Source organism: Ruegeria sp. AL11 (assembly GCF_056540865.1).
The window spans coordinates 43,809-69,880 of the sequence record NZ_JBQFXO010000003.1; the positions used below are offsets into that span (position 1 = coordinate 43,809).

The following is a 26,072-nucleotide window of genomic DNA, read 5'->3' on the forward strand; positions in this document are numbered from 1 at the left end:
CATTCCATGCAAAAAAACAAATATGTCACAGGGAGAGACATTCATGACTAACCATACAACAAAGGGAACGTCGGTGCACTGGGCCGCAGAGATGCACGCCCAGGAATACCGCGACGGCAATCTGAGCCGCCGTGAGTTTATGGCCCGCGTCACCGCACTGGGCGTTGCCGCTCCGGTCGCCTACGGCATGATCGGTCTGCAATCACCAGCAGCGGCAGCTGAGCCGCAGCAAGGCGGCACTATCCGTTATCAGATGGAAGTCCGCGCCCTCAAAGACCCACGCACCTATGACTGGACGCAGATTGCGACCTTCACGGCGGGCTGGTTGGAGTATCTTGTCGAGTACAACAACGACGGTACGTTCAAGCCCATGTTGCTGGAAAGCTGGGAAGCCAATGACGACGCCACTGAATACACGCTGAACGTCCGCAAGGGCGTCAAGTGGAATAACGGTGACGACTTCACCGCCGAAGACGTGGCTCGCAACATCGAAGGCTGGTGCGATGCGTCGCTGGAAGGCAACTCGATGGCCTCGCGCATGGCGTCGCTGGTCGATGAGAGCACCCAGAAAGCCGCTGATGGCGCAATTACCGTGGTCGATTCGCACACCGTGAAACTGAAGTGCAACGCGCCGGACATCACCATCATCCCCGGCATGGCGGACTATCCGGGTGCCATCGTCCACAGCAGCTTTGACGCAAATGACATGCTGTCGAACCCGGTTGGCACAGGCTTCATGATCCCCGAAAGCCACGAGGTTGGCGTAAAGGGCGTTCTGGTCCGCAACGAGGGCTTCGACTGGTGGGGCTATGAAGCGGGCAAAGGCGGTTATATCGACCGTATCGAATTCATCGATTATGGCACCGACCCTGCCGCCTTCCTGGCCGCTTATGAGGCCGAAGAGATCGACATGAACTGGGAGTCGGTCGGTGAGTTCGTCGACATCTTCGACGGCATCGGTCTTGTTCGCTCGGAAATCCCGTCGGGCTTTACCATCGTCATCCGCCCGAACCAGCTGGCTGAAGATGCGGACGGCAACAAAATCTACGGCGACAAGCGAGTCCGTCAGGCCCTCGCAATGGCCGTGGACAACGAGGTTTGTCTTGAACTCGGCATGTCCGGTTACGGCATCCCTGCCGAGAACTGCCATGTGGGCCCGATGCACCCCGAGTTTGACTCGGCTGTGACCCGCATACCTTACGATCCGGCCGGCGCGAAAGCGCTGATGGACGAAGCAGGTATGGGTGATTTCGAGCACGAAGTGCAGTCCATCGACGATGACTGGCGCCGGAATACCACTGCGGCGGTTGTCGCTCAGCTGAACGACGCGGGCATCAAGGCCAAGCACACGGTTCTACCGGGCTCGACCTTCTGGAATGACTGGACCAAGTACCCGTATTCCTCGACCAACTGGAACCACCGCCCGCTGGGCACTCAGGTTCTGGCGCTGGCTTACAAGTCGGGCGTTGCGTGGAACGAATCCGGCTTTGCCAACGAAGAGTTCGATAATCTGCTGGCCGAGGCGAACTCGCTCGCTGATGTCGACATGCGCCGCGAGGTAATGGCGAAGCTGCAGGCGATCATGATCGACGAAGGTGTTGTCATTCAGCCTTACTGGCGGACTGCAATGCGCCACCATCGCGACAACATGGTCGGCGTCGAAAAGCACATCGCGGACCTGCCGCAGCTTTACAAGTTCGGCCTGACCTCCTGACCCAAAACACAAGGGCCGCGCCACACTGACGCGGCCCTTCGTCCTCAATACGGCGACCATAAGAATAGCAACGCGTGAGGCGGAATGCCGTCCACGCCAGCCGACCAACAGGGGCTAACATGGGACTTTTCATTTTAAGGCGTGTGGGGATTATGCTGCTGACAGCATTGTGCCTGACATTCCTGGTTTTTTTCCTCACCAATCTCTACCCGAACCTGGAAAAGCTAGCGAAAACGCAGGGCAATTTCCGGATGTCGGATGAGCAGGTCGAGAGCTTTTTAGAAAAAGGCGGATACCTTCAGTCGACGCCCATAAAATACGGTGAATGGCTGGGCGTTCTGCCCTCATACCGGCACACGAATGAGGACGGCACAGTTCAGGGCCGATGCATTCTACCGGGCAAAACCGCCGAAGAGTCTCCTAATTTCTGCGGAATCCTTCAGGGCTACTGGGGGTATTCGACAGTCTTCAAAGAAGAAGTCGGAACCGTCGTCGGCACCCGGCTCGCTTTGACCGGCCGGCTGATGTTCTGGGTGATGCTGCTGATGGTCCCCTCGGCCCTGATCCTTGGCATTCTGGCTGGGATGAAAGAAGGGTCGGCTACGGACCGGACCCTGTCTACCTTTGCTATTACAACCACCGCGACGCCGGAATACGTCTCGGGCGTGATCTTCATCGCGATCTTCACGTCATCCGCTGTGGGCCTAAAGTGGTTCAAGGGCACGGCGACGCAGGCGATGGAGAACCCGACGTTTGAGAACTTCTTCTTACCCGTGCTGACCATTGCGCTTTATGGGATGGGCTATATCGCCCGCATGACCCGCGCCTCGATGACCGAGGTGATGACGGCGCAATATATCCGCACTGCGCGCCTAAAAGGTGTCTCGTTCCCGAATATCGTCATGAAACACGCGCTCCGGAACGCTCTGATCGCGCCGTTCACCGTCATCATGTTGCAGTTCCCATGGCTGCTGAATGGCGTGGTGATCGTCGAGACCCTGTTCAACTACAAGGGCTTTGGCTGGGCGCTGGTGCAGGCGGCGGGGAACAATGACATCCAGCTGTTGTTGGCGATCTCGGTCGTATCGGTCTTTGTTGTGCTGGTGACGCAGCTGATCTCGGATATCGGCTATGTCTACCTCAACCCGCGCATTCGCATTTCTTAAGGGAGGGTCAGATCATGGAACCACTTACCTGGACCGGCTCTATCGCCTTCCTCAACCCGCTACTCGCGCTGGCACTGGGGGTCATGGCCCTGTCCATAGTCGTCTGGATGCTGGCCAGCATTGTGCTGCCCGAGGATCAGATGACGGTGAACCCTGACGGTACACTGACGTCAAGCTCGGGCCTGCGAAACATGATACAGGCCGCGCTGCGCTATAGCTTTATGGCCAGCGTAGTGATCGCGGTCGCCTATGTCGTGCTGGGCATCCTGATGGGCACTAGCGCCGGGATAATTGGTGCGATCTCGCAGCAATTCCTGCCCGTCTGGCTTTCACTAATCATACTGTATGCGATGTCAATCGCGTTCAAACGCAAGTTGGGCCTTTACGGCAAGCTGTTCGACAGCCCTATTGGCATGATCGGCTTTGGCCTTGTGATGTTCTGGGTATTCACCGGCATCTTTGGCGCGCTTGATCTGATTGTGACCCATGACCCGCTGGCACAAATCTCGGGCATGAAAAACAAAGTGCCCGGCACGCCGTTGCCCAATCTGGAGGACGGCGAATACGCCTGGTACCTTCTGGGCGGAGATAACCTGGCCCGCGACGTATTCAGCCGCATGGTCAAGGGCGCGTGGATCGTGGTGCAGATCGCCCCACTGGCTACGATGTTTGCCTTTATGGTCGGGATTACACTGGGCTTGCCTGCCGGGTACTATGGTGGTCGTCTGGATACGCTTTTGTCGTTCCTGGCAAACCTGATCCTCGCCTTCCCCGTGATCCTGCTGTTCTACCTGTTGGTGACGCCCGAGATCGTAGCGACCGGTGTGCCGAACTATATGGCAGCCATCCTGTTTGTCTTCCCTATCATCTTCCTCGGTGTCCTGCTGAATTCGCGCTACTACACGCGTCCGAATTTCCGAACACCTCTGCTGATCGGCGTTCTGGGCGTGGCGCTGTGGTTCTATCTGTCGCTGATTTCGACCGGAGGCTACATCATCAGCACAGACAGCTACCGCGTCTGGGGTTTGCCGACCTATCTGGATTTGTTCGACATTCCGGGCGGTATTCTGGTCGTGTTCGTTTCGGTGGTCTTCGTGAACTCTCCCACGGTGTTCCGCATCGTGCGCGGGTTGGCGCTGGATATCAAAACCCGCGACTACGTCGCTGCGGCCCAGACGCGTGGTGAGGGTCCGTGGTATATCATGCTTTGGGAGATCCTGCCCAACGCGCGTGGTCCGCTGATCGTCGATTTCTGTCTGCGGATTGGCTATACCACCATCCTTCTGGGGACTTTGGGTTTCTTCGGGCTGGGCTTGCCGCCCGAAAGCCCGGACTGGGGCTCGACGATCAACGAAGGGCGCAAGCTGCTCTCGATCTATCTGCACCCTGCCCTTCCGCCCGCTTTGGCCCTGTTGTCACTGGTTCTGGGTTTGAACCTGCTGGCAGACGGTCTGCGCGAAGAAAGTCTGAAGGACTGATGTGATCAAGGCCGGGGGCTCTGCCCCCGGACCCCCGAGGTATTTTTAGCCAGATGAAGGGGATCCCCCGGACTCTCGCGAGGAGTAACAAGATGAACAAACTGGCGGACTATGACGGGCCTATTCTGGAGATCGACAAGCTTTCGATTTCGTTTTTCACCCGACTGAGGGAAATTCCCGCCGTTATGGATTTCTCGGTCAGTGTGCAGCCAGGTGAGGCTGTAGGATTGGTTGGTGAATCCGGCTGCGGTAAGTCTACGGTGGCGCTGGGTGTCATGCAGGATCTGGGCAAGAACGGGCGCATCGTTGGCGGCTCGATCAAGTTCAAGGGGCGCGATCTCGGTGAGATGACTACCGAGGAATTGCGCGACATTCGCGGCAATGAGATCGCAATGATCTACCAGGAGCCGATGGCCTCGCTGAACCCGGCAATGAAGATCGGCAAACAGTTGATGGAAGTGCCGATGATCCATGAAGGCGTTGGTCAGGAAGAGGCTTATGCGCGCGCGCTGGAGGTCGTCACGGATGTGCGCCTGCCCGACCCCGAGCGGATGCTGAACTCTTTCCCGCACCAGTTGTCCGGCGGTCAGCAGCAGCGGATCGTCATTGCGATGGCGTTGATGTCGAAGCCCGCCCTGTTGATTTTGGACGAACCCACAACAGCGCTGGACGTGACCGTTGAGGCCGCCGTGGTCGAACTGGTCAAGGATCTGGGCAAGAAATACGGCACCTCGATGCTGTTCATCTCACACAATCTGGGGCTGGTTCTGGAAACCTGCGACCGACTGTGCGTGATGTATTCGGGCGAAGCGGTCGAGCGCGGATCGATCCACGATGTGTTCGACGAGATGCAGCACCCCTATACGCAGGCGCTGTTCCGGTCGATCCCCCTGCCCGGGGCCGACAAGAACGCGCGTCCGCTGGTGGCCATTCCGGGGAACTTCCCTCTGCCGCATGAACGTCCACCGGGCTGTAATTTCGGCCCGCGTTGCGACTATTTCGAAGAGGGTCGCTGTGACGCTCAGAGCATCCTCATGGAAGCGGTGCCCGGCAATGATCGCCACCATACGCGCTGCCTGAAGTTCCAAGAGATCGACTGGAACGCGCCGATCACCGTTGGAGAGCAAAAGGAAAAGGGCGAGATCGGTCGGACCGTTCTGAAGATGGACAACCTCAAGAAATACTATGAGGTGGCGGCCAACGCTCTGTTTGGAGGCGGTACGACCAAAGTGGTCAAAGCCAACGAGACGCTGAGTTTCGAAGCCCATGAGTCTGAGACACTGGCCATCGTGGGCGAATCCGGTTGCGGTAAATCCACTTTCGCCAAGGTTCTTATGGGGCTCGAAACGGCGACCGACGGGCAAATCCTGCTGGACAACCGCAATATCGAGGCCGTGCCGATCGAAGAACGCGACGCCAAGACCGTGGGTGAAGTGCAGATGGTGTTCCAGAACCCGTTTGACACTCTGAACCCCTCCATGACTGTCGGGCGACAGATCATCCGCGCGCTTGAGATTTTCGGGGTCGGCAATTCCGAGGCTGAGCGCAAGAAGCGCATGCTGGAACTGTTGGATCTGGTGAAACTGCCCCGCGCCTTCGCGGACCGGATGCCGCGACAGCTTTCGGGTGGTCAGAAACAGCGTGTCGGTATCGCGCGCGCCTTTGCGGGTGATGCACGGATCGTGGTGGCGGATGAGCCGGTCTCGGCCTTGGATGTGTCGGTGCAGGCGGCCGTGACCGATCTGCTGATGGAGATCCAGCGCGAACACAAGACCACCTTGCTGTTCATCAGCCATGATCTGTCGATCGTGCGCTATCTCAGCGACCGTGTGATGGTGATGTATCTCGGCCACGTGGTCGAACTGGGAACGACCGATCAGGTCTTCTCGCCCCCGTATCACCCCTACACCGAAGCGCTGCTGAGCGCGGTTCCGATTGCAGATACCTCGATCGAGAAACAGCATATCGTGCTGGAGGGCGATATTCCGTCGGCTATGAACCCACCGCCGGGTTGCCCGTTCCAGACGCGTTGCCGTTGGAAATCCGAGGTGCCGGACGGGCGTTGTGAATCAGATGTCCCGCCTGTGAAGACTTTGGCCGACGGGCATCAGGTCAAATGCCATTTGGCCGAGGATGTCCTGGCCCGAATGGAACCTGTGATCAAAATCGCCGCTGAATAGGCGCTTGTACGAACTTGAAAGGCCGGTCACAGACCGGCCTTTTTCGTTGAATACTACTGTCAAATTTAACTGTTGTGCGCCTTAACCGCCCCAGATCACCTTCACGTAATTCTGGGTTTCCGCGTAAGGCGGAATTCCGCCGTGTTTTTCAACGGCCTTGGGACCTGCATTGTAAGCCGCCAGCGCCAAAGGCCACGACTTGAACTTGCGGTATTGCCACGACAGATATCGCGCGCCGCCTTCCAAGTTCTGCTTGGGGTCATGGGGGTTTACACCCAAAAGCTGGGCCGTCTGCGGCATCAGCTGCGCCAGACCAAGGGCCCCTTTGTGAGACTTCGCTGCGGGGTTCCAGCCACTTTCCTGCTGCACCAGACGCAAAAACAACTCTTCCGGGATGTTGTGTTGGCGGGCGGCTTGGCGGGCAAGCTTCAGGTATTCTCCACGGTACTTCCCAGTATAGCGCTTGTCGAAACGCCCTTGCGCCACTTTCGGCTTAAGCCGCTCAGACCCGCGATACTGCGTCGCCGCGCGTGAGTCCAACACCTTGGATTGTTTGAGGAAAATGTCTTTTCTATTCTTGGTAGACAGTGTCTGGGCCTGCACCGGGGCCGTGGTCAGCAGCAGACATACACCGACAAAACCTAAAACCAAAGACCGCATAAATGCCTATCCTGCCCGATCCGAAAACAAGCGGAGTATATGGTCCCGCCGCCTGAATTAAAAGCGTGCAGAACGGGGCAAGCAGATTCTTGTCCGACACTGTGTCATCAACGTGTTTTCACCCTGATGCAGGCCGTATAGGGTCTCTGGCATATTCAGCGCCAGATTCGGCGCATGCAGATCAATACAGAACGGGGAACTACATGGCGGGTTCAGTTAACAAGGTCATTCTGATCGGCAATCTTGGTGCCGACCCTGAGGTGCGGTCGTTCCAGAATGGCGGGAAAGTGTGCAACCTGCGCGTTGCAACATCCGAGACATGGAAAGATCGCAACACCGGTGAACGCCGGGACCGCACGCAATGGCATCAGGTCGCCATCTTTTCTGAACCGCTGGTTCGGGTGGCAGAACAATACCTGCGCAAAGGCAGCAAGGTTTACATCGAAGGCCAGCTTGAAACCCGCAAGTGGCAGGATCAGTCGGGCCAGGATCGATACACGACCGAAGTTGCCCTGCGTCCCTATCGCAGCGAACTGACGATGCTGGACAGCCGCGGCGAAGGCAGTGGCGGCGGCTATGGTGGCGGTCAGTCGGGCGGCTATAGCGGTGGTCAGGCCGGTGGCGGCTATGGCGATCCTTATGGCGCACCGTCCGGCTCACCTGCCCCGGCATCGGGCGGAATCGACGACGACGAGATTCCGTTCTAAACGAAACGGAGACACAACATGGCATGGTCCTTCGCTCTCGGCCGACTTCTCGGGTCCGAACTGAGGGTCCATGTCACCTTTTTCCTGTTGCTGGCCTGGGTTGGATTCGCGGCCTATTCCAGCGGAGGTTGGCCCGCAGCTATGGAGAACCTGATCTTCGTGCTGGCCCTATTCGCTTGTGTCGTGGCGCATGAGTTCGGTCACGCCCTGATGGCGCGCCGCTTTGGTATCAAAACTCCTGACATCACCCTGTTGCCCATCGGCGGTCTGGCCCGGTTAGAGCGTATGCCGGAAAAACCGATGCAAGAAGTGTGGGTGGCTCTTGCTGGTCCGGCCGTCAATGTCGCGATCTGGTTGGTTCTGGTGGGGTTTGGCGCCGGGATGCCCTTTGAGGCGATCAGCCAGATCGATTCCGCAAATATCGGGATGCTAGACCGTCTCGCTTATATCAATCTTCTGCTGGCCGCGTTCAACATGATCCCCGCCTTCCCGATGGATGGAGGTCGCGTTTTCCGGGCCCTCCTCTGCCTTCGTCTGGACCGCGTCACAGCCACGCGCATCGCGGCGCTGAGCGGTCAGGTGCTTGCCGTTGGGCTCGGATTTTACGGGCTCAGCTCAGGTAATCCGATCCTCGTCGTGATTGCGGTTTTTGTGTTCTTCGCGGCCAATGCGGAAAGTCAGGATGTGGCGCTTCGCTCGGCCACGCGGCATGTTTTGGCGCGCGACGCAATGATTACAGAATTCCACGCGCTATCGCCTCAGGACACATTGAATACAGCCGCACAGGCCGTGATCCATACAACGCAACATGAGTTTCCGGTTCTGGACGACAAAGGCCACCTGCAGGGCTTCGTAACCCGAGATCACTTGTTCAAGGCGCTGGCGGGCGATCACCCACGCTCTGACCCCGCCGTTTCGATCATGGAGCGTAACATCCCGCAGGTCGGCTTGACCGCCGGATTGGCAAAGGTTCTGGACGGGTTGCACAAAGGCGCGCCGGCGGTCGCCGTGATCAATCGCACCGGGCTTATGATCGGCTATATCACCCGTGAAAACATCGGTGAGTTGATGGTTATCCGAGGGCGCTGATCGCCTTCGTCAGACGGATGCCAACGCGTCTTCCAGCACCGACAGAACGGCCTCACGCGGGACATCCGAGGTGACAAAGGCCTGACCGATCCCTCGCGCCAAAATGAAACGCAACTGACCGTCGATCACCTTTTTGTCCTGCGCCATCAGGTCCACCAAGGCCTCGGCTCCGGGAAGATCACCTGGAATATCAGCCAGATCGGTTTTCATCCCCATAGCCTTCAGATGCACCCGCACTCGGCTTGGGTCTTCCTGCGAACACAGGCCCAGTCGTGCCGACAATTCAAAGGCCAGCGCGCAGCCGATGGCAACGCCTTCGCCATGCAGCAGCCGGTCGGAATACCCCGTCGCGGCCTCCAACGCGTGGCAGAACGTGTGCCCGAGGTTCAAAAGCGCGCGATCGCCCTGCTCGGTCTCGTCGCGTGCGACAATGTCAGCTTTCATCTGAACCGAGCGTGTCACGGCACGCACCCGCGCGGCCATATCGCCTGAGGAGACCTTGGTCCCATTACCTTCAAGCCATTCGAAGAAATCGGCGTCGCCCAGCAGCCCGTATTTGACCACCTCTCCGTAGCCCGACAGGAAATCGCGCTGGGTCATGGTGCCCAGAACCGAGGTATCGGCCAGCACCAAGGAGGGTTGATGAAACGCTCCGATCAGGTTTTTGCCCTGCGGCGCGTTGATCCCGGTTTTGCCACCAACCGAGCTGTCGACCTGCGCCAGCAACGAGGTCGGGATCTGAACAAAACGCACGCCACGGCGCAGCACAGCGGCAGCGAAACCTGCGAGGTCCCCGATCACTCCTCCACCAAGGGCAATGACGATGTCCCGCCGCTCGACCTTTTCGGCCAGAAGCCATTCAACCGCGCGCTCAAAATGCGGCCAGCTTTTGGTCGCCTCACCCGCGGGCAAGGCGAGTGAGGACATCTCGATCCCCGCGGTCGCAAGCCCGTCGCGCAAGGCCTCAAGATGCAAAGCCGCGACGTTCTCGTCAGTCAGAACCGCCACTTTCGGACGGTGCAGCATAGGCGCGATCCGAGCGCCAGCTTGCGCCAGCAGGTCCGGGCCAATCTCGACGTCATACGAGCGTTCGCCCAATTCCACATGTACGGTTTGATGCATCTAATTTCGTTCCAAAACATCGGGTCGCGCCAACAGGGCGTCGACCACGCGGTCCACCATATTGTCGATCGAGGTCTCACCATCCGAGGCCACCGTCAGATCGGCCTCGGCATAGACCGGCACGCGCGCCTCGTACAGCGCCTTCAACGTCGCATAAGGGTCATCAGTCCTCAGCAACGGGCGCGTATCCTTGTGCCGCACCCGGTTCCACAACACATCCAGATCCGCCCGCAACCAGACCGAGGCACCCCGTTCGGTGATCATGTCGCGGTTGCCCTCCGACAAAAACGCACCGCCACCCGTCGATAGAATACCTTTCTGCTCATCCAGCAAGCGACCGATAACCTGTGTTTCCTTGGCGCGAAAAAACGGCTCTCCGTCCCGCTGGAAAATCTCAGGGATGGTCATGTTGGCGGCTGATTCGATCTCGGCGTCGCTATCGAGGAAAGGAACACCCAGCCGCGCGGCCAATGCGCGCCCCACAGCGGTCTTTCCGGCCCCCATCATGCCCACAAGAACAACGGTTTTGTGTAGATCAAACCCGCCATGTGTCGTTGCAACGTGAGTGTTATGCTTAATTTCGCTCATTTAACCGTGAATGACGTGATCTTAAGAAAAATGCCAGTTATAACTTGGTCAAAACCAAAAATTGAGGCAGCGTGGCGCCATGGGCCGTCTGATCAAGTTCCTGATATATATTGTTTGCCTGGCCTTCATCGGGCTGGTGGCCTACGCTTATGTGGGTCCATATTTCGGTGCCGATTTCTCGGCCCCGCAAAGCGAAATCCGTGAACCGGTCACGTTGGATGTCGATTAAGCATGTGTTGGTCGCGCTGTCTCTGGCCGGAGCAGCGCAGGCGCAGCAGCCGCTGACTGCGATTGATTGGCTGAACGACCCGCCCGAGAACCTGCCGGGCACGGTGCTGCTGGAGCCTCCGGTCGCGCAGAACGGAGGCCAGCCCGCGGTTGAAGTCACGCCACTTGACGCGCTGTCGCAGCCGATCGGTCTGGTGTCGTCGAGTGTCACCGGGCTACCCATCGACCTCTGGCATGGCAGCGACCCCGAGCGGATTTCAGAACTGATCGCCCGTATTCCGGTCAAGCATAACCCCGCGATGCAGCGGTTGCTATTCACGCTTCTGCTGTCCGAGGCCCGCGCGCCGGGCGGCGCGTCTGGGGAAGAGACGCTGTTGCTGGCGCGCCTGGATCGGCTGATGCAGCTCGGCGCGGCGGACCCGGCGCAGTCACTGGTGCAACTGGCCGGTCCCACGGACACGCAGGCCAGGTTCGAACGCTGGTTTGATGCAACGCTTCTGACTGGAGACGAAGATCGCAGCTGTACAGCGCTGATTGCCCAGCCAAACCTGTCCAAAGACTATGCGGCCCAGATCTTCTGCAAGGCCCGCCGGGGGGATTGGCCCTCTGCCGCTTTGACGCTTGAGGCCGCCCACGCGCTAGAGCTGTTGCCGCCCGAGGAACTGGACCTGCTCGACCGTTTTCTCAACCCCGACATTTTTGAGGACGCGCCTTACCTGCCGCAGCCCGAGGGCCCAGATCCACTGAGCTTCAGGTTGTTTGAGGCCATTGGGGAGCGTTTGCCCTCGGCCCCTCTGCCGCGGGCCTTCGCCAATGCCGACCTGCGCGATGTGGCAGGCTGGAAGGCGCAGATCGAAGCCGCCGAGCGCCTGACCCGTATTGGCGCGCTAACTCCGAACCAGTTGCTTGGTCTTTATACCGAGCGTTCTCCGGCAGCATCAGGTGCCGTTTGGGATCGGGTGGCCGCTGTGCAGCAGTTCGAAACCGCCCTTGAAACCGGCAATGTCGAGGCGATCAGCAAGACCCTTCCCCTCGTCTGGAAACAGATGCGTAGCGTAGGGCTTGAAGTGCCCTTTGCCGATCTCTTCGCCGAACGCCTCTATGGGGTCGAATTGCAGGGGGCCGAAGTGGAAGCTCTGCGCTGGCGTATCCTGATGCTCTCGGATTTCTACGAACGCGCCGCAATGCAAGCGCCGGACACAGCGGTTGAGACGCAGTTCCTGGCGGCCTTGGCGCAGGGTGATCCGGGCCGCGCTGTTTCGCCGTCACCCTTGGCAGATGCGGTCGCGCAAGGGTTCGCCTGGGCCGCGCCGGTACCGTCGGATATCAAGGCCCTTTTAGACAATGGCCAACTCGGTGAGGCGATTTTGGAGGCGATGCAGCTGTTTGCCCACGGTGCCCGCGGCAATCTGGTGGATATGACCGCAGCCATCGCGACCTTCCGTCGTGTCGGGCTAGAGGAAACCGCCCGTCGCGCCGCGCTGAACCTATTGATCCTGAACGAGCGCGGATGATGAGCGGCCCGGCATCAGAAGAGCTGTGGATTTCAACCTTCCTGCAGGCGCAGGCCGCCGAATTGGGCGCGGCCACCAATACTCTGTTGGCCTATGGGCGCGACCTGAAGGATTTCGCCGCGTGGCTGGAGAATCGCAAAACCAGTTTCGAGCAAGCCGATCGGGATCGGATCGAGGCCTATCTGATTGACTGCGATGCGCAGGGACTCTCCCGCGCGACCCGCGCCCGGCGGTTGTCGGCGATCAAACAACTCTACCGGTTCGCGTTCGAAGAAGGCTGGCGCGAGGCCAACCCGGCCATTCAGATCAAAGGCCCGAGCCGCAAGAAGCAGCTGCCCAAAACGCTGGACGTCCCCGAGGTCGACCGTCTGCTCGAGGCCGCTCGCCAGACCGGACGCAGCCCGGCCGACCGTATCCGCAACACCTGCCTGATGGAGCTTCTTTACGCGACCGGTATGCGGGTGACGGAGCTGGTCTCCCTGCCCGTCTCGTCAGCCCGCGGCGATCCCCGCATGTTGCTGGTTCTGGGCAAGGGCGGCAAGGAACGCATGGTCCCCTTGTCCCCACCGGCCCGCGATGCGCTGGCCGTTTGGCTTGAAGAACGAGACAAGGCCGAGGATGCAAGTGTTGAAAAAGGCGGCACCCGCTCAAAATTCCTGTTCCCGTCGCGCGGCAAATCCGGGCACCTGACCCGGCACAGGTTCTTTTTGCTGGTCAAAGAGCTGGCGGTTCAGGGCGGTGTCTCGCCCGAAAAGGTCACGCCGCATACGTTGCGCCATGCCTTCGCCACCCATCTGCTGGCAAACGGGGCCGACCTGCGCTCAATCCAGACCTTACTGGGTCACGCAGACATCGCGACGACCGAGATCTACACCCATGTGCTGGATGAACGACTGTCTGAACTGGTGCTGGAACATCACCCGCTGGCGAAAGACAAGGGTAGCAAGGGCTAACCCCTTGATTGCAAGGGTGCGCATCCCCATAACGGGTGCAGAAACACGAACAACCAAGGACCGATGGAACCCACATCCTCTCTGATCGACGGCGCATTCTGGTTTACCACTGGCGCTATCCTGCTTTTGCTTGTCCTTTCGGGCTTTTTCTCAGGCTCAGAAACAGCGCTGACCGCATCGTCCCGAGGGAAGCTGAGGGCACAGGCTGACAAAGGCTCTCGCGGGGCGCAAAAGGCGCTCGATATCACCGATGACAATGAGAGGCTGATCGGCTCGGTCCTGCTAGGCAACAACTTGGTGAACATCCTCGCGGCCTCGTTGGCGACGGCCCTGTTCACCCGACTGTTCGGTGAAAGCGGCGTGGCGCTGGCCACGCTGGTCATGACCCTACTGGTTCTGATCTTTGCCGAGGTCCTTCCCAAGACCTACGCCATCACCAATTCGGAAAAAGCCGCCTCTGCCGTGGCCCCGATCATCAGCGTTGTCGTCACCGTGTTCTCGCCCATTGTGGCCGCGGTGCGCCTGTTGGTCCGCGGTGTGCTGCGTATTTTCGGAGTCCAGATCGACCCAGACAGCAACATCCTCGCCGTGCGGGAAGAAATCGCCGGTGCTTTGCAGCTGGGCCATTCGGAAGGCGTGGTCGAGAAAGAAGACCGCGATCGCATTCTGGGCGCGCTGGATCTGGGCGACCGGGCGGTTGAGGAGATCATGCTCCACCGTTCCAACATCGAGATGATCGACGCCGATGCAGAGCCGGATGCCATTCTGGAACAATGCCTGCAAAGCCGCCACACCCGCCTGCCTGTCTTCCGTGACGAACCCGAGAACATCATCGGCGTGGTTCATGCCAAAGACCTGTTCCGCGCGATGTATGCGCAGGTCGGCGGATCCGAGAGCAATTCGGACCGTTTGGCCGGGTTCGACATCACCAAAGTGGCAAACGATCCCTATTTCGTACCGGAAACCACCACTCTGGACGACCAGATGCGAGAGTTCCTGCGCATTCGCAGCCACTTTGCCCTAGTCGTCGACGAATACGGATCGCTGCGCGGCCTGATCACGCTTGAGGATATTCTCGAAGAAATCGTTGGTGAAATCGCCGACGAGTTCGATATCGAAGAAGAGGTTCCCGTGACCCGCACCGAGGATGGCCAGTTTCTGGTCGAAGGCGCCATGACCATCCGCGACGTCAACCGCGCCCTCGACTGGTCCCTGCCAGATGAAGAGGCGAACACCGTCGCTGGCCTTGTGATACATGAGGCGCAGATGATCCCCGTGGTCGGTCAGGTATTTTCCTTCCATGGGTTCCGGTTCGAGGTCACCGCGCGCGAGGGCAACCGGGTGACAGAGCTGAAGATCAGACCTCTCTAAGCGCGGGATGATGTGCGCGACATTATTTGTCGTTTTTACACTTGCACCCCCGGAGCCTCCGGTCAGACTTCCAGAAAATCTGGGAGTCTTTCATGAAACTGCAAACCCGCGTGGCGGTCATTGGGGGCGGCGTTGTTGGCTGCTCGGTTCTGTATCACCTGACCAAACTGGGGTGGTCCGACGTCATGCTGTTGGAACGGTCCGAGTTGACCTCGGGCTCGACCTGGCACGCGGCGGGCGGGTTTCACACGCTGAACGGCGACACCAACATGGCGGCGCTTCAGGGCTATACGATCCGCCTGTATAAGGAACTGGAAGAGATCACCGGCATGTCCTGCGGCTTGCACCATGTTGGCGGGGTGACGCTGGCTGACAATCAGGATCGGTTCGACATGCTGTTGGCCGAACGCGCCAAGCACCGGTTCATGGGGCTGGAAACCGAAATCGTCGGCCCGGATGAGATCACGAAGATCGCACCGATCACCAATACCGACGGAATCATCGGTGCGCTTTACGACCCGCTGGATGGGCATCTGGACCCATCGGGCACGACCCATGCCTATGCTAAGGCCGCTCGGATGGGCGGAGCCACCATCGAGACCCATTGCATGGTGCGCGAAACCAACCAGCGGGCGGATGGCACCTGGGATGTGGTAACCGACAAGGGCACGATCCACGCCGAACATATCGTCAATGCAGGCGGCCTCTGGGCGCGTGAGGTCGGCGCGATGGCGGGCATCTATTTCCCGCTACATCCGATGGAGCATCAATATCTGGTCACTGACTCGATCCCTCAGATCGAGGCCATCATCGACGCGGGCGGCGAGCATCCGCATGTGATGGACCCCGCCGGCGAAAGCTATTTGCGGCAGGAAGCACGCGGGTTGTGCATCGGGTTCTACGAACAACCCTGCAAGCCTTGGGCCGTGGACGGAACGCCGTGGGAGTTCGGGCATGAACTGCTGCCCGACGACTACGACAAGATCACCGACAGTATCGAGTTCGCCTATAACCGCTTCCCTGTTCTGGCCGAGGCCGGGGTGAAATCGGTGATCCACGGCCCGTTCACCTTTGCGCCCGATGGCAATCCTCTGGTCGGTCCGGTGCCCGGGATGCGCAACTATTGGTCTGCTTGCGGTGTCATGGCCGGGTTCAGCCAGGGCGGTGGCGTTGGTCTAACGCTTGCGCAGTGGATGATCGAAGGCGAGCCGGAGCGCGACGTCTTCGCCATGGATGTCGCCCGCTTCGGCGACTGGATCAGCCCCGGCTATACCCGCCCGAAGGTCATTGAGAACTATCAGAAACGGTTCAGCGTCGCCTACCCGAACGAGGAACTGCCCGCCGCGCGCCCCAATCGCACCACGCCGATGTATGACATCTTCAGCGATCTGGGCGCGGTTTGGGGCCAGCAATACGGGCTGGAGGTTGCCAACTATTTCGCGCAAGGCGACGAGCCGGGTTATGAAACCCCCTCATTCCGACGCTCGGACGCGTTCGACGCCACGGGGCGCGAAGTTCGCGCTGTTCGCGAAGGTGTAGGGATCAACGAGGTCCACAATTTCGGCAAGTATTGCATCTCAGGCCCGAATGCCCGCGCTTGGCTGGATCGGATCATGGCGGGGCGCATCCCTCAGCCGGGTCGCGTCTCCCTGACCCCAATGCTGTCACCGAAGGGCAAGCTGATCGGCGATTTCACTGTGTCTTGCCTGAGTCAAACTGAATTCCGCCTGACTGCCTCATACGGTAGCCAAGCCTATCACATGCGTTGGTTTCAGCAGAACGCCGCCGAGGGCGTCTCAATCAGTAATATCAGCGACCAGCTGAATGGCTTCCAAATCGCTGGCCCTAGTGCAACTGAGGTTCTGGCCGCCTGCACGCGCGAGGATGTCTCGACCCTCCGGTTCCTCGACGTGCGTCAAATGACGATCGCTATGACCGATTGCCTCGTGCAGCGGGTCAGCTACACCGGCGATCTGGGCTATGAGATCTATTGCGATCCAATGGCGCAACGACAGCTCTGGTGGACCTTGTGGGAGGCCGGGCAACCCCATGGGATAGTGCCTTTCGGAATGCGCGCCATAATGTCCTTGCGTCTGGACAAGTTCTTTGGCTCGTGGATGCGAGAGTTCTCTCCTGACTACACAGCGGCAGAAACGGGACTGGACCGGTTCATCTCTTTCGCCAAGAACACAGATTTCATTGGCCGCGCAACGGCCGAGGCAGAAAAGCACGGTGGCACAGAACGCAAACTGGTCGCCTTCGAGGTCGAGGCCGAAGATGCGGATGTGAACGCGTACGAGCCGATATGGCTGGACGGAGAGGTCGTCGGTTTTTGCACCTCAGGCGGCTATTCCCACTATGCCCAAACCTCGGTCGCGATGGGGTTCCTTCCGACGGACCGCATCACGGACGGGCTGGAGGTTCAGATCGAAATCCTCGGCCAGATGCGCGCTGCACGGGTGATCTCCACCCCGCTGTTTGATCCTGATGGCGACCGAATGAGGGGCTGACAACACTGCAACCGGACGGCATGTTGCCCCTATGACAGACATACCCACCATACTGCTTGCGGCAGGACAATCGCGACGCATGCGCGGTGCAGATAAACTGCTACAGGCGGTCGACGACATGCCCCTTTTGCGGCGATCTGCCATGACAGCCTTGGAGGTCGGACCGGTGATCGTTGCGCTTCCTCCCCGCCCTCATGCTCGCTACGGCGCGCTGGACGGTTTGGATGTGCAGAAGGTCCCAATTGCGGATGCGGCAGAAGGCATGAACGCCAGCCTACGCGGTGCGCTGGCCCAGGTGGATGACGCTGCGCCGGCTGTCATGGTTCTTCTGGCGGATTTACCTGAGTTAACCTCGAACGACCTAAGAGCTGTGAAGAACGCGAGACGCGCCAATCCCGATAATCTGATTTGGCGCGGGGCCACGTCGGCTGGCAAGCCCGGTCATCCAGTGCTTTTTGATCGCCAGCTTTTTCCAGAACTTCGGAAGCTGACTGGAGATCAAGGTGCCCAATCCGTCATTCGCGCGCACAAGGACAAGGCTCACCTCACACGTCTTCCCGGCGACAATGCTCTGTTAGACCTCGACACACCCGAGGCATGGGCGGACTGGCTCAGAAAACGAGGGTCGTAAATGAACACGACCCGGTCGTTAAAGACCGGGTCGTGTGCCCAAAACAGGACTACCACTTTCAGCAATCAATAAAGCTAAACCAAATCACCTATACAGGTGGTTAGGCGTACAGCAGCTAAAACCTAAACAAGACCCCCTCGTTAACATGCCACCAGCGCTTTAAGACTGAGCAAGCCACGGGCACCCCCTAGTGCCTTTGGCTCCCCCTCACTTGGGCATGTTTATATTTGCTGATCCGATCCTTCGAAACAACGTAAAATTAGAAGAAACGGTTAACTAGGGACGTCTCAGTTTGGTTTTTGGGCAACATCCCGTCGCGTCAAGATCAACCTTAAGGGGATTTCCGTTGGCAGAAGCATTGAAAACGGTCCGATTAAACGTGGTCTTATTCAATAATAACCATGTAATTGCAAGAATATAGTTTACATCGCCAGAATATTTTTCGGCTACCTTCTACTTTAGGTAGAGTGACTAAAAACGCCGCCAAACGATCCGCCGTTTGTTCATGCTCAATATTCAATTCAACCAAATTCAAAGTTTGACAGCCAATTCAGCAACAATCCTCCGATTCGCAGTGCGTCAGCAGGCCTGAATCCGCGAATCCCAACAGCGCTCCGCCGACACGGAACAATTGCTTTGTGGCAAAATTAAGTTTTCTTAATTCATCAGTCAGGAAAGACACAGATTGAAGGTTCATTTGCTGTTTCAACGCGCGCCTCAATTCGCGCGACGTGAACAGGAGACAAAAAATGAGCATCCGTAAATCCTCAGTACTTTTTCCGCGCAAATCCAGCTGGGTTGGCGCCAGTGCCTTAGGCGCAGCCCTTCTGGCCACAACGGCCCTGCCCTCGATGGCTGATGAAGCGCTGGCCGATCTGGTCGAGACGGTCTCGCCTTCGGTTGTGACCATTATTGCCGAACAGGACGCGGTCGCGACGCCTGCTCGGGGTCAGGACTTTGATCTGGAAAACCACCCCTTTGGTGAGTTCTTCAAAAGGTTCGGCGCGCCCGAAGGCTTCGACATGCCACAGCGCGGTCCGTCCCAGGGTCTGGGCTCCGGTTTTGTACTGGATGCCGAGGGTTACATCGTCACCAACCATCACGTGGTCGACAATGCATCAACCATCACCGTCCGTCTGAGCGACGATCGCACGTATGACGCTGAGGTCGTCGGCACCGACCCGTTAACCGATATCGCCGTCCTGAAGATCGAGCCTGAGGCTGAGCTGCAAGCGGTGACTCTGGGTGACAGCGACGTGATCCGTGTCGGTGAAGACGTCGTGGCCATCGGCAATCCCTTCGGTCTGAGTTCCACCGTCACCACCGGCATCGTGTCCGCCAAAGGGCGCAATATTTCGCAAGGACCATACGCCGAATTCATCCAAACCGATGCCGCCATCAACAAAGGCAATTCGGGTGGCCCACTTTTCAACATGGAGGGCGAGGTTATCGGCGTGAATTCAGCCATTTACTCGCCAAGCGGCGGTTCGGTCGGGTTGGGTTTCGCCGTCACCTCCAACATCGTGGATCACATCACGGCTGATCTGCGCGATGACGGGGAAATCAGCCGCGGTTGGCTGGGTGTTTCGATCCAGAATGTCAGCCCCGAGTTGGCGGCCGCACTGGGCATCGACGCTTCAACCGGCGCACTGGTGTCCGATGTCGTGACCGACAGCCCGGCGGATGGTGTGTTGCAGCAAGGCGATGTGATCCTGAGCTTCAACAATGAGCCCGTGGACAACAGCAGCGACCTGCCGATCCTTGTGGGCACCACCAAAGTGGGCACTGACAGCGTTCTGACCGTCCTTCGGGATGGCACCGAGCAGCAGATGGAGCTGACCATCGGCCAACACCAGACTGCATCTGCTCAGAACGACGCGCCCGTCGAGGCCGAGGTCTCGGGTACATCGCTCGGTGTCACCGTTGCCCCTCTGACCGAGGCCGCACGTGCCGAAATGGGTGTTGGCGAAGGGATCGATGGGGTTGTCGTGACCGATCTGAAGCCCGACAGCCCTGCCGCGAAGGCCGGACTGCAGCGCGGCGATGTGATCGTCAAGCTGGGCAGTCAGGAGACCGCATCGCCGGATGCCCTCAAGGCGGCTTTGGACAGCGAGAAGACCGACCCTGCCCTCGTGCTGATCAACCGCGGTGGCAACCAGATCTTCGTGGCGGTTGAAATCGTCTGACCTCAGGCCCGCGCGCGCCACATGATGGGGAGATCTGGTGCGCGCCTCCTGGCGGATTGGTTTGTCCGCAATTCGCCGGGCGTGCCGGGTGCGCAAGGACGCACCCGGCTCGTGTTTTCCTAAGGCCGTGTGCTTTGGCCAAAAATTGTGTTTAAATTCGAATAGAAAGGAGCCTCCATCATGAGCAGACGCCTGCTGATCGTCGAAGATGACGCAGATACACGGGACTTCATCGCGAAGGGTTTCAGCGAAGAAGGCTATGTGGTCGAGGTTGCCGCAGATGGCCGCGAAGGTCTGTATCACGCCACTGACGGAGGTTTTGACGCCATTGTTCTGGATCGGATGCTGCCCGGATTGGATGGCTTGTCCCTGATCAAATCCATGCGCGCTGCCGGGCTGAAAACGCCTGTCCTTATGCTGACTGCCATGAGCGCCGTTGATGAACGCGTCAAAGGTCTACGCTCCGGTGCGGATGATTATCTGGTCAAGCCGTTCTCGTTCCAGGAGCTTCATGCACGGATCGAGGCGCTGTTGCGCCGCCCGCAGGACGCCGAAGAAACACCAACCCTGACCTGCAAGGACCTTGAGATGGATTTGCTGACCCGCAAGGTCACACGCGACGGGCACGAGATCTCGTTGACCCCGCGAGAGTTCCAAATCCTTGAATTCTTCCTGCGTCGTAAGAACCGAGTTGTGTCGCGCACCATGCTGCTTGAGGGCGTTTGGGACTATCACTTCGACCCGAACACAAACGTCGTGGACGTCCACATCTCGAAACTGCGGCGTCAACTGGACGAAGGCGGAGATGTACCGCTGATTGAAACCGTCCGGGGCGCGGGTTACATGATGTCTGATGGATAACCTTCGGCTTTCGGTAAATAATTCCAGAACAAGACTTGTCGTCGCCAGCATGGTTCTCAGCACCATTCTGACGGCGACGGTTCTGGCTTTGGTCTATGTGACAGCCAATCGCAGCATCGAATCCGAGACACGCTCGGTCGTCTCGGCGGAACTGACCGGACTTGCAGATGAATATGAGAGGCGCGGTCTCATTGGCCTTATCACCGCCATCGAACGCCGCCTGCCCAGTGCCTCGGAACGCGACGCGCTTTATCTTTTGACCGACCGGTTCGGCAACAAACTGGCGGGCAATCTCAAGCAATGGCCCGAGGACATCACCGCGGGCAGTGGCTGGGTCGATCTCGAGGTCCGCCGCGCCGACAATGACGAGCTGGTGCCCGTTTCTGCCGCCTCGATCCGCCTGCCCGGTGGCGAGCGCCTTATCGTCGGGCGTGATGCCGTTGCCCGTCAGCAGTTCGACCGGGTTCTGCTGCGGTCAGTCGCACTGGCACTTGGGATTGCCCTGCTCCTCAGCCTGTTGACCGGATGGCTGTTCACCAGGCTGGTGTTTTCGCGCCTGTCCGACATCGCCAGCACGGCGGAGAATATCGTCTCGGGCGATCTGTCTCGCCGGATGCCTATACGCGGCACCGGTGATGAGTTCGATCAGGTCGCCGGCACCTTGAATACCATGCTCGACCGGATTGAAGAGCTGATCAGCAACCTGCGCACAACCTCAAATTCGATCGCACATGATCTGCGATCCCCTCTTTCCCGGTTGAAACAACGGGTTGAGGCGCTGTCTGACCCGGACAAAAGCGATCTGGACCGCGAGATCGACATCGCTCGGGCCACCACCGAGGTTGATCATGTCTTGCGTGTGCTAGGGCAACTGACCGAAATCTCACGCGCCGAAGCCGGGCTGGGGCGCGAACAGTTTGAGGATGTCGATCTGCACCAACTGGTCGCGGATGTTGTGGACCTTTATGAGCCGGTTGCGGCAGACCAGAATGTCCGACTTGAAGTTACAGGAAGGGCCAGCCCCATCCAAGGTCACCGCCCCCTTCTGTCGCAAGCCTTGTCCAACCTTCTGGACAACGCGTTGCGCTATGCGCCAGAGGACTCGACCATCACCGTATCCCTTGCAGAGGACACCACCTGCACCCGAGTCAGCGTGCGCGATGAAGGACCCGGCGTTCCGGAACAGGACCTGCCTCGCTTGCAACAGCCTTTCGTTACGCTCGACCCCGCGCGGACAGAGCGCAATGCCGGATTGGGCCTTGCCTTGGTGGCCGCAATCTCACGGATGCATGGGGGTGCGTTCGAGGCACGCAACTGCGATCCCGGCCTCGAAACGACGCTGAAACTGGCGCGCTAACTCGGGCGTCCGTTGATCGCCATGTTCTTGTTTTTATAACGCTTATCCTCGGTCACATCCGCACCGAACCACGCAGGCGGCGTGTAGCCTTTCGCATCTTGCTCTGAGGTGAATTCGACCTCAACCAGACACAGCGGCGCCAGATCGCCTTCGAACACATCCAATTCAAACACATGCCCATCCGGCAGCGTGCCTGTGTATCGCACCTTCTCCACCCGCCGGCCTTCGGTCTCGGGCCAGAAGGTTTCGAACTGTTCGGCTGAAATCTCGGCCTCTCGCTCGACACGGACCAGGCCGCCCGCGCCCTTGAGGGTTAGGAAATAACTGCCATTCTTTTGCCGCAACCGCATCTCCACTGTGTCCTCAGTGGCCGTAAGATACCCCTGCCGCACCACGGCCTTTTTGGTTCCACCCAAATCGGGCAGTTCAGCGACCACGAATTTGCGTTCGATTTCGATGCTCATTTCGATGCAACCACCCCGTTTTCCAATTCATCATAGAGCGCCTGATAGGCTTCACTGGCCGCACTGCGTGCAGCATAGGTGCTGACCGGAGCGCGGTGCTGGCCCATTTTCTCGATATCCGCGGTGAAGGGAATCGAGGTCTGCAGAAACCTTTTGCGGTATAGCCCCCGCATCTTCTCCATCGTGTCCTGATGCAAAATCTTGCGCATCTGCACCATTGAGAAGAATGCCCTCAGCTTCTTTTTCCGCAACTTGTGCTCGTCGAAAAAGCCGACCAGTTGATCGAAGGTGCGTTCCGAAAGTGTCGTCGGGATCACCGGTACGACAATCTCATCAGCAGCGCGGAAGATGTTCTCGGATAGGGTCGAGAAGTTCGGCGGGCAATCCAGAATAATCACGTCATAATCGCTGCCTGCCGCGACCAGAGCCTTCTTCAAACGCGAGCGCTTGTTGCGCATCCGGGATAGGAACACGTCGAAGTCACGGAATGTCAGGTTAGCGGGCAACACATCCAGGCCTTCGAAGTCACTGGCCCGAATAGCCTTGGTAAACCGTTCAACATCCTCAAAAAAACGCGCGTCTATCAGCTTTTTCGAAGGCTTGACCCGGAAATAAAACCCCGAGGCCCCCTGCGGATCCAGATCGCACAAAAGCACCTGCTGACCCGCCTGCGCGTAGGCATAGGCAAGGTTAACCGAGGTCGCGGTCTTCCCGACCCCGCCCTTGTTACTGTAGCAGGCAATGATCTTCATTCCTCACTCCTTTGTGTGATGAAACAGGCTACGGAACAGATGCCGGATCTTCGGGCTGTCGAAATGCTGAAAGTTTGAGATCACACGCGCGCGCTCGGCCTTTTGGCGCTGATCCAGCACGGCGATCAACCCTCCTGCCGCCAAACCAAGCTGCGCGTCCACGCGGCCTTGGGCGGTGCTCTGGTCAGCAACAAACGCCAGTAGCGCCTCTTGCTGGACCGAGTAATCGTTGAACAGACCCAGGTTATCCTGCAACTTTTTCAGAGGCTTGAGGATCGTTTTGAAATCCTTCGCGTCGAACAGAGGCCCGAAGAACTCCATCAGATAGCGCAGTTTCTTGCAGTCGATCCGCAGGTCGTGGACGGTTTGGTCTGGCGTCTCGTCACTAATACTGCGGGCGAGTTTGCAAGTCTTGCGATAACGTTTCCAGATTAGCGCACAGGCATAGCTATAGGCTCCGCGATCAGCGCTCGGCCCGGGTATCAGGTTTTCAGGGCTTGCAAATTTCTGCGCCAGATCGGTCATCGTAGTTTCGTAGGCGGCACTGCGCAAATGGCGGGACAGACGGGAAAGTTTCCGCGCGCGCTCTTGTTCAAACCGGTCGAACATGGCCTGCACACCGGCATGAAGATTTTCCGGTACGAGACTGAGATACATACCTTTTTCCAGAAGGTAGACATCTAAATCCCGCAATCGCCCGGTTGGGGCCATCAGGTCTGAGAAAACCCGTTTCAACTCTGCCGTCTGCTGGTCTGAAAACACCCCTTTGAACAAGCTCACGACTGAGCGGATGCGCCGCAAAGACACCCGGTAGTCATGCAGAAATTCGGTATCAATATCCGCCACTATGCCAGCTTCATTCTGACGCGCGACGCTCAGATAGGTCCGGATCAAGTCCGTCGCGACCTCCAATGAGGGCTCTTGCGTACCAAGCGCAATCTCCGGTTTGGCACGGTAACGCGTCATGTCTGGGAACAAAGCGTCGAACAAGTCGTCGACGCCGCCCGAAGTCATCCCCTCAAGACTCTCACAAGCCGCAGCAAAAGCGCGATCATAGCCGCGCAGTTGTTGCAGCCAGACAAGCGCTACCTGCCCGCGATCCGTGCGCAAGGTCAGGATATGCCCCCGAACCTGCGTCTTTTGCAGATCGTCGAGAATCGTGAGCGCGCCTTCCTCAACCTCGCCGGTGCCAATTGGCGTCAGTGCGCGTAAAGTAGGAAAGCAGCTCAGCGCCGCTTTCACCGGACCTTCAGGCAGGTTCTGAACGAATTGCCCCTTGCCCTTGGCCTGCTGCTCGGAGGCCTGCCCCTGCATGGAAACAAGCCGCAAGCTCCCTCTGCTCTCGAACAGTACCCGGCCCGAACTGCGCAGCGATTGATCGTGGCAATCGAGCATAAGGACCGGCGCGACGGTGCCCATCTGGATATCGACCGTGTGATTGGGCAAAGCGCGCTCGAACGCGGCCTGATCAAGCCCGCCGGGGAGGATGAAGAACCCGTTTGTTCCCTTCGACACGTCTTCCCCCTGCCCGATCCTTCCACATAAAGTCATGAGACCGTGAATCGCGCTCTGCATCAAGAACAAGATCAACCAAACTCGGCATTTGTGCGGGTGACAGGTCAAAACCGTCCGGCTAAAACCTAGGCATGTCTGACCCGGTCTCCTCCATCCGTAACCTCGGCCCCGCCTTCGAACAGGCCTGCACCCGTGCAGGCATCCACTCGGCGCAGGAGCTGCGAGAACTGGGCGCCGACGCTGCCTATGCCAAGCTACTGGCGGCAGGCACAAAGCCGCATTTCATCGGCTACTATGTGCTGGTGATGGGGCTGCAGGGCCGTCCTTGGAACGACTGCAAGGGCGAGGAGAAAAAGGCGTTAAGACAACGGTTTGACACGATCAAATCCGGCACCAAGGCGGCCCCGGAAAGCCAAATGGTCTCGGATCTGGATGCCATCGGGGTGCGGGTTGCTGCCCACGATCTGAAGCAGATCTGAAACGAAAAAGGCCGCTCCAATCAGGAGCGGCCCAAACTGTTCATCAAAGTGGTGGCTTAGCCGACCAGTTCGATGCCCGAGAAGAAGTAGGCGATCTCAACCGCTGCTGTCTCAGGTGCGTCCGAACCGTGGACCGAGTTTTCGCCAACCGACTCAGCGAACTCGGCGCGGATGGTGCCGGCAGCTGCGTCTGCGGGGTTGGTTGCGCCCATGACTTCACGGTTCTTTGCAATGGCGCCTTCGCCTTCCAGAACCTGAACAACGACCGGAGCCGAAGACATGAATTCGCACAGTTCGTCATAGAACGGACGCTCGGCGTGGACTTCGTAGAACTTGCCAGCTTGCTCTTTGGTCATGTGGATGCGCTTTTGCGCAACGATGCGCAGGCCGGCCTCTTCGAACTTGGCGTTGATTTTGCCAGTCAGGTTGCGGCGGGTTGCATCGGGTTTGATGATCGAGAATGTGCGTTCCAGTGCCATGTCGGCCTCTCCTTACAATGTGGCGCTAGATGTGCGCCGAAATCCATCGCGCGCCGCGTAACATGGTC

General features: G+C 58.7%; 23 protein-coding genes. 16 read left to right on the top strand and 7 right to left on the bottom strand.

Translation table 11 applies throughout. From position 1 onward, the window contains the following. The first annotated feature begins 43 nt into the window (after positions 1–43). The 4 genes from ACR0IP_RS05910 (at position 44) to ACR0IP_RS05925 (ending at position 6,538) form a co-directional block, all read left to right on the top strand. On the top strand, positions 44–1,714 hold the full coding sequence (locus ACR0IP_RS05910; RefSeq protein ID WP_170376752.1) for an ABC transporter substrate-binding protein: 1,671 nt from the start codon (positions 44–46) through the stop codon (positions 1,712–1,714). 119 nt (positions 1,715–1,833) lie between these two features. Continuing rightward, positions 1,834–2,880 (top strand): ABC transporter permease, encoded by a 1,047-nt coding sequence (locus tag ACR0IP_RS05915; RefSeq protein ID WP_170376750.1) that lies wholly within the window; start codon positions 1,834–1,836, stop codon positions 2,878–2,880. A gap of 14 nt (positions 2,881–2,894) precedes the next feature. Continuing rightward, entirely contained in the window at positions 2,895–4,358 is a 1,464-nt protein-coding gene (locus ACR0IP_RS05920; protein WP_480524380.1) for an ABC transporter permease, read from the top strand. Between the two features lie 92 nt (positions 4,359–4,450). Next, positions 4,451–6,538, top strand: a complete 2,088-nt coding sequence (locus ACR0IP_RS05925; protein ID WP_480524382.1) for a dipeptide ABC transporter ATP-binding protein — start codon at positions 4,451–4,453, stop codon at positions 6,536–6,538. Between the two features lie 81 nt (positions 6,539–6,619). Here the strand turns inward: ACR0IP_RS05925 and ACR0IP_RS05930 are convergent, their stop codons facing one another. Further along, positions 6,620–7,198: a lytic transglycosylase domain-containing protein gene (locus ACR0IP_RS05930; RefSeq protein ID WP_170660343.1), complete on the bottom strand. Its 579-nt coding sequence runs from the start codon at positions 7,196–7,198 to the stop codon at positions 6,620–6,622. A gap of 203 nt (positions 7,199–7,401) precedes the next feature. Between ACR0IP_RS05930 and ssb the strand changes: the two genes are divergently transcribed. Both ssb and ACR0IP_RS05940 read left to right on the top strand, forming a co-directional pair. Further along, positions 7,402–7,905 (top strand): single-stranded DNA-binding protein, encoded by a 504-nt coding sequence (gene ssb / locus ACR0IP_RS05935; protein WP_170551198.1) that lies wholly within the window; start codon positions 7,402–7,404, stop codon positions 7,903–7,905. A gap of 18 nt (positions 7,906–7,923) precedes the next feature. After that, positions 7,924–8,994, top strand: a complete 1,071-nt coding sequence (locus tag ACR0IP_RS05940) for a site-2 protease family protein (RefSeq protein ID WP_480524384.1) — start codon at positions 7,924–7,926, stop codon at positions 8,992–8,994. A gap of 9 nt (positions 8,995–9,003) precedes the next feature. On the opposite strand, the gene aroB is transcribed toward ACR0IP_RS05940, so the two are convergent. Together aroB and ACR0IP_RS05950 are read right to left on the bottom strand one after the other, a co-directional pair. Next, complete coding sequence (gene aroB, locus ACR0IP_RS05945; protein ID WP_480524386.1) at positions 9,004–10,116, bottom strand: 3-dehydroquinate synthase; 1,113 nt, start codon at positions 10,114–10,116, stop codon at positions 9,004–9,006. Then, entirely contained in the window at positions 10,117–10,704 is a 588-nt protein-coding gene (locus tag ACR0IP_RS05950; protein WP_170665268.1) for a shikimate kinase, read from the bottom strand. A 79-nt stretch (positions 10,705–10,783) separates the two neighbouring features. On the opposite strand from ACR0IP_RS05950, the gene ACR0IP_RS05955 reads away from it, so the two are divergent. The 9 genes from ACR0IP_RS05955 to ACR0IP_RS05995 all read left to right on the top strand — a co-directional run bounded on the left by ACR0IP_RS05955 (position 10,784) and on the right by ACR0IP_RS05995 (position 22,315). Beyond that, positions 10,784–10,933 carry a hypothetical protein gene (locus tag ACR0IP_RS05955; protein WP_170376734.1) on the top strand — a complete coding sequence of 50 codons (150 nt, stop codon included), beginning with the start codon at positions 10,784–10,786 and terminating at the stop codon, positions 10,931–10,933. Then, positions 10,923–12,446, top strand: coding sequence for a hypothetical protein (locus ACR0IP_RS05960; RefSeq protein WP_480524388.1), 1,524 nt, complete (start codon positions 10,923–10,925; stop codon positions 12,444–12,446). Before ACR0IP_RS05955 ends, ACR0IP_RS05960 begins: the two co-directional genes overlap by 11 nt. Then, a complete protein-coding gene (locus ACR0IP_RS05965; protein WP_480524390.1) occupies positions 12,446–13,399 on the top strand; it encodes a tyrosine recombinase in 954 nt (317 codons plus the stop codon). The genes ACR0IP_RS05960 and ACR0IP_RS05965 overlap by 1 nt, the downstream gene beginning before the upstream one ends. A 63-nt stretch (positions 13,400–13,462) precedes the next feature. Continuing rightward, positions 13,463–14,770, top strand: coding sequence for an HlyC/CorC family transporter (locus tag ACR0IP_RS05970; protein ID WP_170376728.1), 1,308 nt, complete (start codon positions 13,463–13,465; stop codon positions 14,768–14,770). Between the two features lie 92 nt (positions 14,771–14,862). Then, on the top strand, positions 14,863–17,280 hold the full coding sequence (locus ACR0IP_RS05975; protein WP_480524392.1) for a GcvT family protein: 2,418 nt from the start codon (positions 14,863–14,865) through the stop codon (positions 17,278–17,280). 31 nt (positions 17,281–17,311) lie between these two features. Then, positions 17,312–17,911 carry a nucleotidyltransferase family protein gene (locus tag ACR0IP_RS05980; RefSeq protein ID WP_480524394.1) on the top strand — a complete coding sequence of 200 codons (600 nt, stop codon included), beginning with the start codon at positions 17,312–17,314 and terminating at the stop codon, positions 17,909–17,911. Between the two features lie 749 nt (positions 17,912–18,660). Continuing rightward, a complete protein-coding gene (locus tag ACR0IP_RS05985) occupies positions 18,661–20,097 on the top strand; it encodes a DegQ family serine endoprotease (protein WP_480524396.1) in 1,437 nt (478 codons plus the stop codon). A 180-nt stretch (positions 20,098–20,277) separates the two neighbouring features. Beyond that, a complete protein-coding gene (locus ACR0IP_RS05990; RefSeq protein ID WP_170376721.1) occupies positions 20,278–20,958 on the top strand; it encodes a response regulator transcription factor in 681 nt (226 codons plus the stop codon). Next, positions 20,951–22,315, top strand: a complete 1,365-nt coding sequence (locus ACR0IP_RS05995) for a sensor histidine kinase (protein ID WP_480524398.1) — start codon at positions 20,951–20,953, stop codon at positions 22,313–22,315. Before ACR0IP_RS05990 ends, ACR0IP_RS05995 begins: the two co-directional genes overlap by 8 nt. Here the strand turns inward: ACR0IP_RS05995 and ACR0IP_RS06000 are convergent. Genes ACR0IP_RS06000 through ACR0IP_RS06010 form a run of 3 tightly spaced genes read right to left on the bottom strand, consistent with a single transcriptional unit; the run spans position 22,312 to position 25,046 of the window. Next, positions 22,312–22,779, bottom strand: coding sequence for a CYTH domain-containing protein (locus tag ACR0IP_RS06000; RefSeq protein WP_480524400.1), 468 nt, complete (start codon positions 22,777–22,779; stop codon positions 22,312–22,314). The genes ACR0IP_RS05995 and ACR0IP_RS06000 overlap by 4 nt on opposite strands. Next, positions 22,776–23,531 carry a ParA family protein gene (locus ACR0IP_RS06005; RefSeq protein WP_480524402.1) on the bottom strand — a complete coding sequence of 252 codons (756 nt, stop codon included), beginning with the start codon at positions 23,529–23,531 and terminating at the stop codon, positions 22,776–22,778. The genes ACR0IP_RS06000 and ACR0IP_RS06005 overlap by 4 nt, the downstream gene beginning before the upstream one ends. Before the next feature lie 3 nt (positions 23,532–23,534). Beyond that, positions 23,535–25,046 (bottom strand): CHAD domain-containing protein, encoded by a 1,512-nt coding sequence (locus tag ACR0IP_RS06010; RefSeq protein ID WP_480524404.1) that lies wholly within the window; start codon positions 25,044–25,046, stop codon positions 23,535–23,537. 131 nt (positions 25,047–25,177) lie between these two features. Between ACR0IP_RS06010 and ACR0IP_RS06015 the strand changes: the two genes are divergently transcribed. Beyond that, positions 25,178–25,525, top strand: a complete 348-nt coding sequence (locus ACR0IP_RS06015; RefSeq protein ID WP_170677747.1) for a TfoX/Sxy family protein — start codon at positions 25,178–25,180, stop codon at positions 25,523–25,525. Between the two features lie 56 nt (positions 25,526–25,581). On the opposite strand, the gene ndk is transcribed toward ACR0IP_RS06015, so the two are convergent. After that, positions 25,582–26,004: a nucleoside-diphosphate kinase gene (gene ndk, locus ACR0IP_RS06020; RefSeq protein ID WP_155143779.1), complete on the bottom strand. Its 423-nt coding sequence runs from the start codon at positions 26,002–26,004 to the stop codon at positions 25,582–25,584. Positions 26,005–26,072 lie beyond the last annotated feature (68 nt).

Bases quoted from the DNA above. Each gene is read 5' to 3' on its own strand.
- ndk (WP_155143779.1), bottom strand. From the start codon at position 26,004: ATGGCACTGGAACGCACATTCTCGATCATCAAACCCGATGCAACCCGC.
- ACR0IP_RS05975 (WP_480524392.1), top strand. From the start codon at position 14,863: ATGAAACTGCAAACCCGCGTGGCGGTCATTGGGGGCGGCGTTGTTGGC.
- ACR0IP_RS05970 (WP_170376728.1), top strand. From the start codon at position 13,463: ATGGAACCCACATCCTCTCTGATCGACGGCGCATTCTGGTTTACCACT.
- ACR0IP_RS05940 (WP_480524384.1), top strand. From the start codon at position 7,924: ATGGCATGGTCCTTCGCTCTCGGCCGACTTCTCGGGTCCGAACTGAGG.
- ACR0IP_RS05985 (WP_480524396.1), top strand. From the start codon at position 18,661: ATGAGCATCCGTAAATCCTCAGTACTTTTTCCGCGCAAATCCAGCTGG.
- ACR0IP_RS05965 (WP_480524390.1), top strand. From the start codon at position 12,446: ATGAGCGGCCCGGCATCAGAAGAGCTGTGGATTTCAACCTTCCTGCAG.
- ACR0IP_RS05930 (WP_170660343.1), bottom strand. From the start codon at position 7,198: ATGCGGTCTTTGGTTTTAGGTTTTGTCGGTGTATGTCTGCTGCTGACC.
- ACR0IP_RS05960 (WP_480524388.1), top strand. From the start codon at position 10,923: ATGTCGATTAAGCATGTGTTGGTCGCGCTGTCTCTGGCCGGAGCAGCG.
- ACR0IP_RS05955 (WP_170376734.1), top strand. From the start codon at position 10,784: ATGGGCCGTCTGATCAAGTTCCTGATATATATTGTTTGCCTGGCCTTC.
- ACR0IP_RS05990 (WP_170376721.1), top strand. From the start codon at position 20,278: ATGAGCAGACGCCTGCTGATCGTCGAAGATGACGCAGATACACGGGAC.
- ACR0IP_RS05920 (WP_480524380.1), top strand. From the start codon at position 2,895: ATGGAACCACTTACCTGGACCGGCTCTATCGCCTTCCTCAACCCGCTA.
- ssb (WP_170551198.1), top strand. From the start codon at position 7,402: ATGGCGGGTTCAGTTAACAAGGTCATTCTGATCGGCAATCTTGGTGCC.
- ACR0IP_RS06015 (WP_170677747.1), top strand. From the start codon at position 25,178: ATGTCTGACCCGGTCTCCTCCATCCGTAACCTCGGCCCCGCCTTCGAA.
- ACR0IP_RS06005 (WP_480524402.1), bottom strand. From the start codon at position 23,531: ATGAAGATCATTGCCTGCTACAGTAACAAGGGCGGGGTCGGGAAGACC.
- ACR0IP_RS05950 (WP_170665268.1), bottom strand. From the start codon at position 10,704: ATGAGCGAAATTAAGCATAACACTCACGTTGCAACGACACATGGCGGG.
- ACR0IP_RS06000 (WP_480524400.1), bottom strand. From the start codon at position 22,779: ATGAGCATCGAAATCGAACGCAAATTCGTGGTCGCTGAACTGCCCGAT.
- ACR0IP_RS05995 (WP_480524398.1), top strand. From the start codon at position 20,951: ATGGATAACCTTCGGCTTTCGGTAAATAATTCCAGAACAAGACTTGTC.
- ACR0IP_RS05980 (WP_480524394.1), top strand. From the start codon at position 17,312: ATGACAGACATACCCACCATACTGCTTGCGGCAGGACAATCGCGACGC.
- ACR0IP_RS05915 (WP_170376750.1), top strand. From the start codon at position 1,834: ATGGGACTTTTCATTTTAAGGCGTGTGGGGATTATGCTGCTGACAGCA.
- ACR0IP_RS05910 (WP_170376752.1), top strand. From the start codon at position 44: ATGACTAACCATACAACAAAGGGAACGTCGGTGCACTGGGCCGCAGAG.
- aroB (WP_480524386.1), bottom strand. From the start codon at position 10,116: ATGCATCAAACCGTACATGTGGAATTGGGCGAACGCTCGTATGACGTC.
- ACR0IP_RS05925 (WP_480524382.1), top strand. From the start codon at position 4,451: ATGAACAAACTGGCGGACTATGACGGGCCTATTCTGGAGATCGACAAG.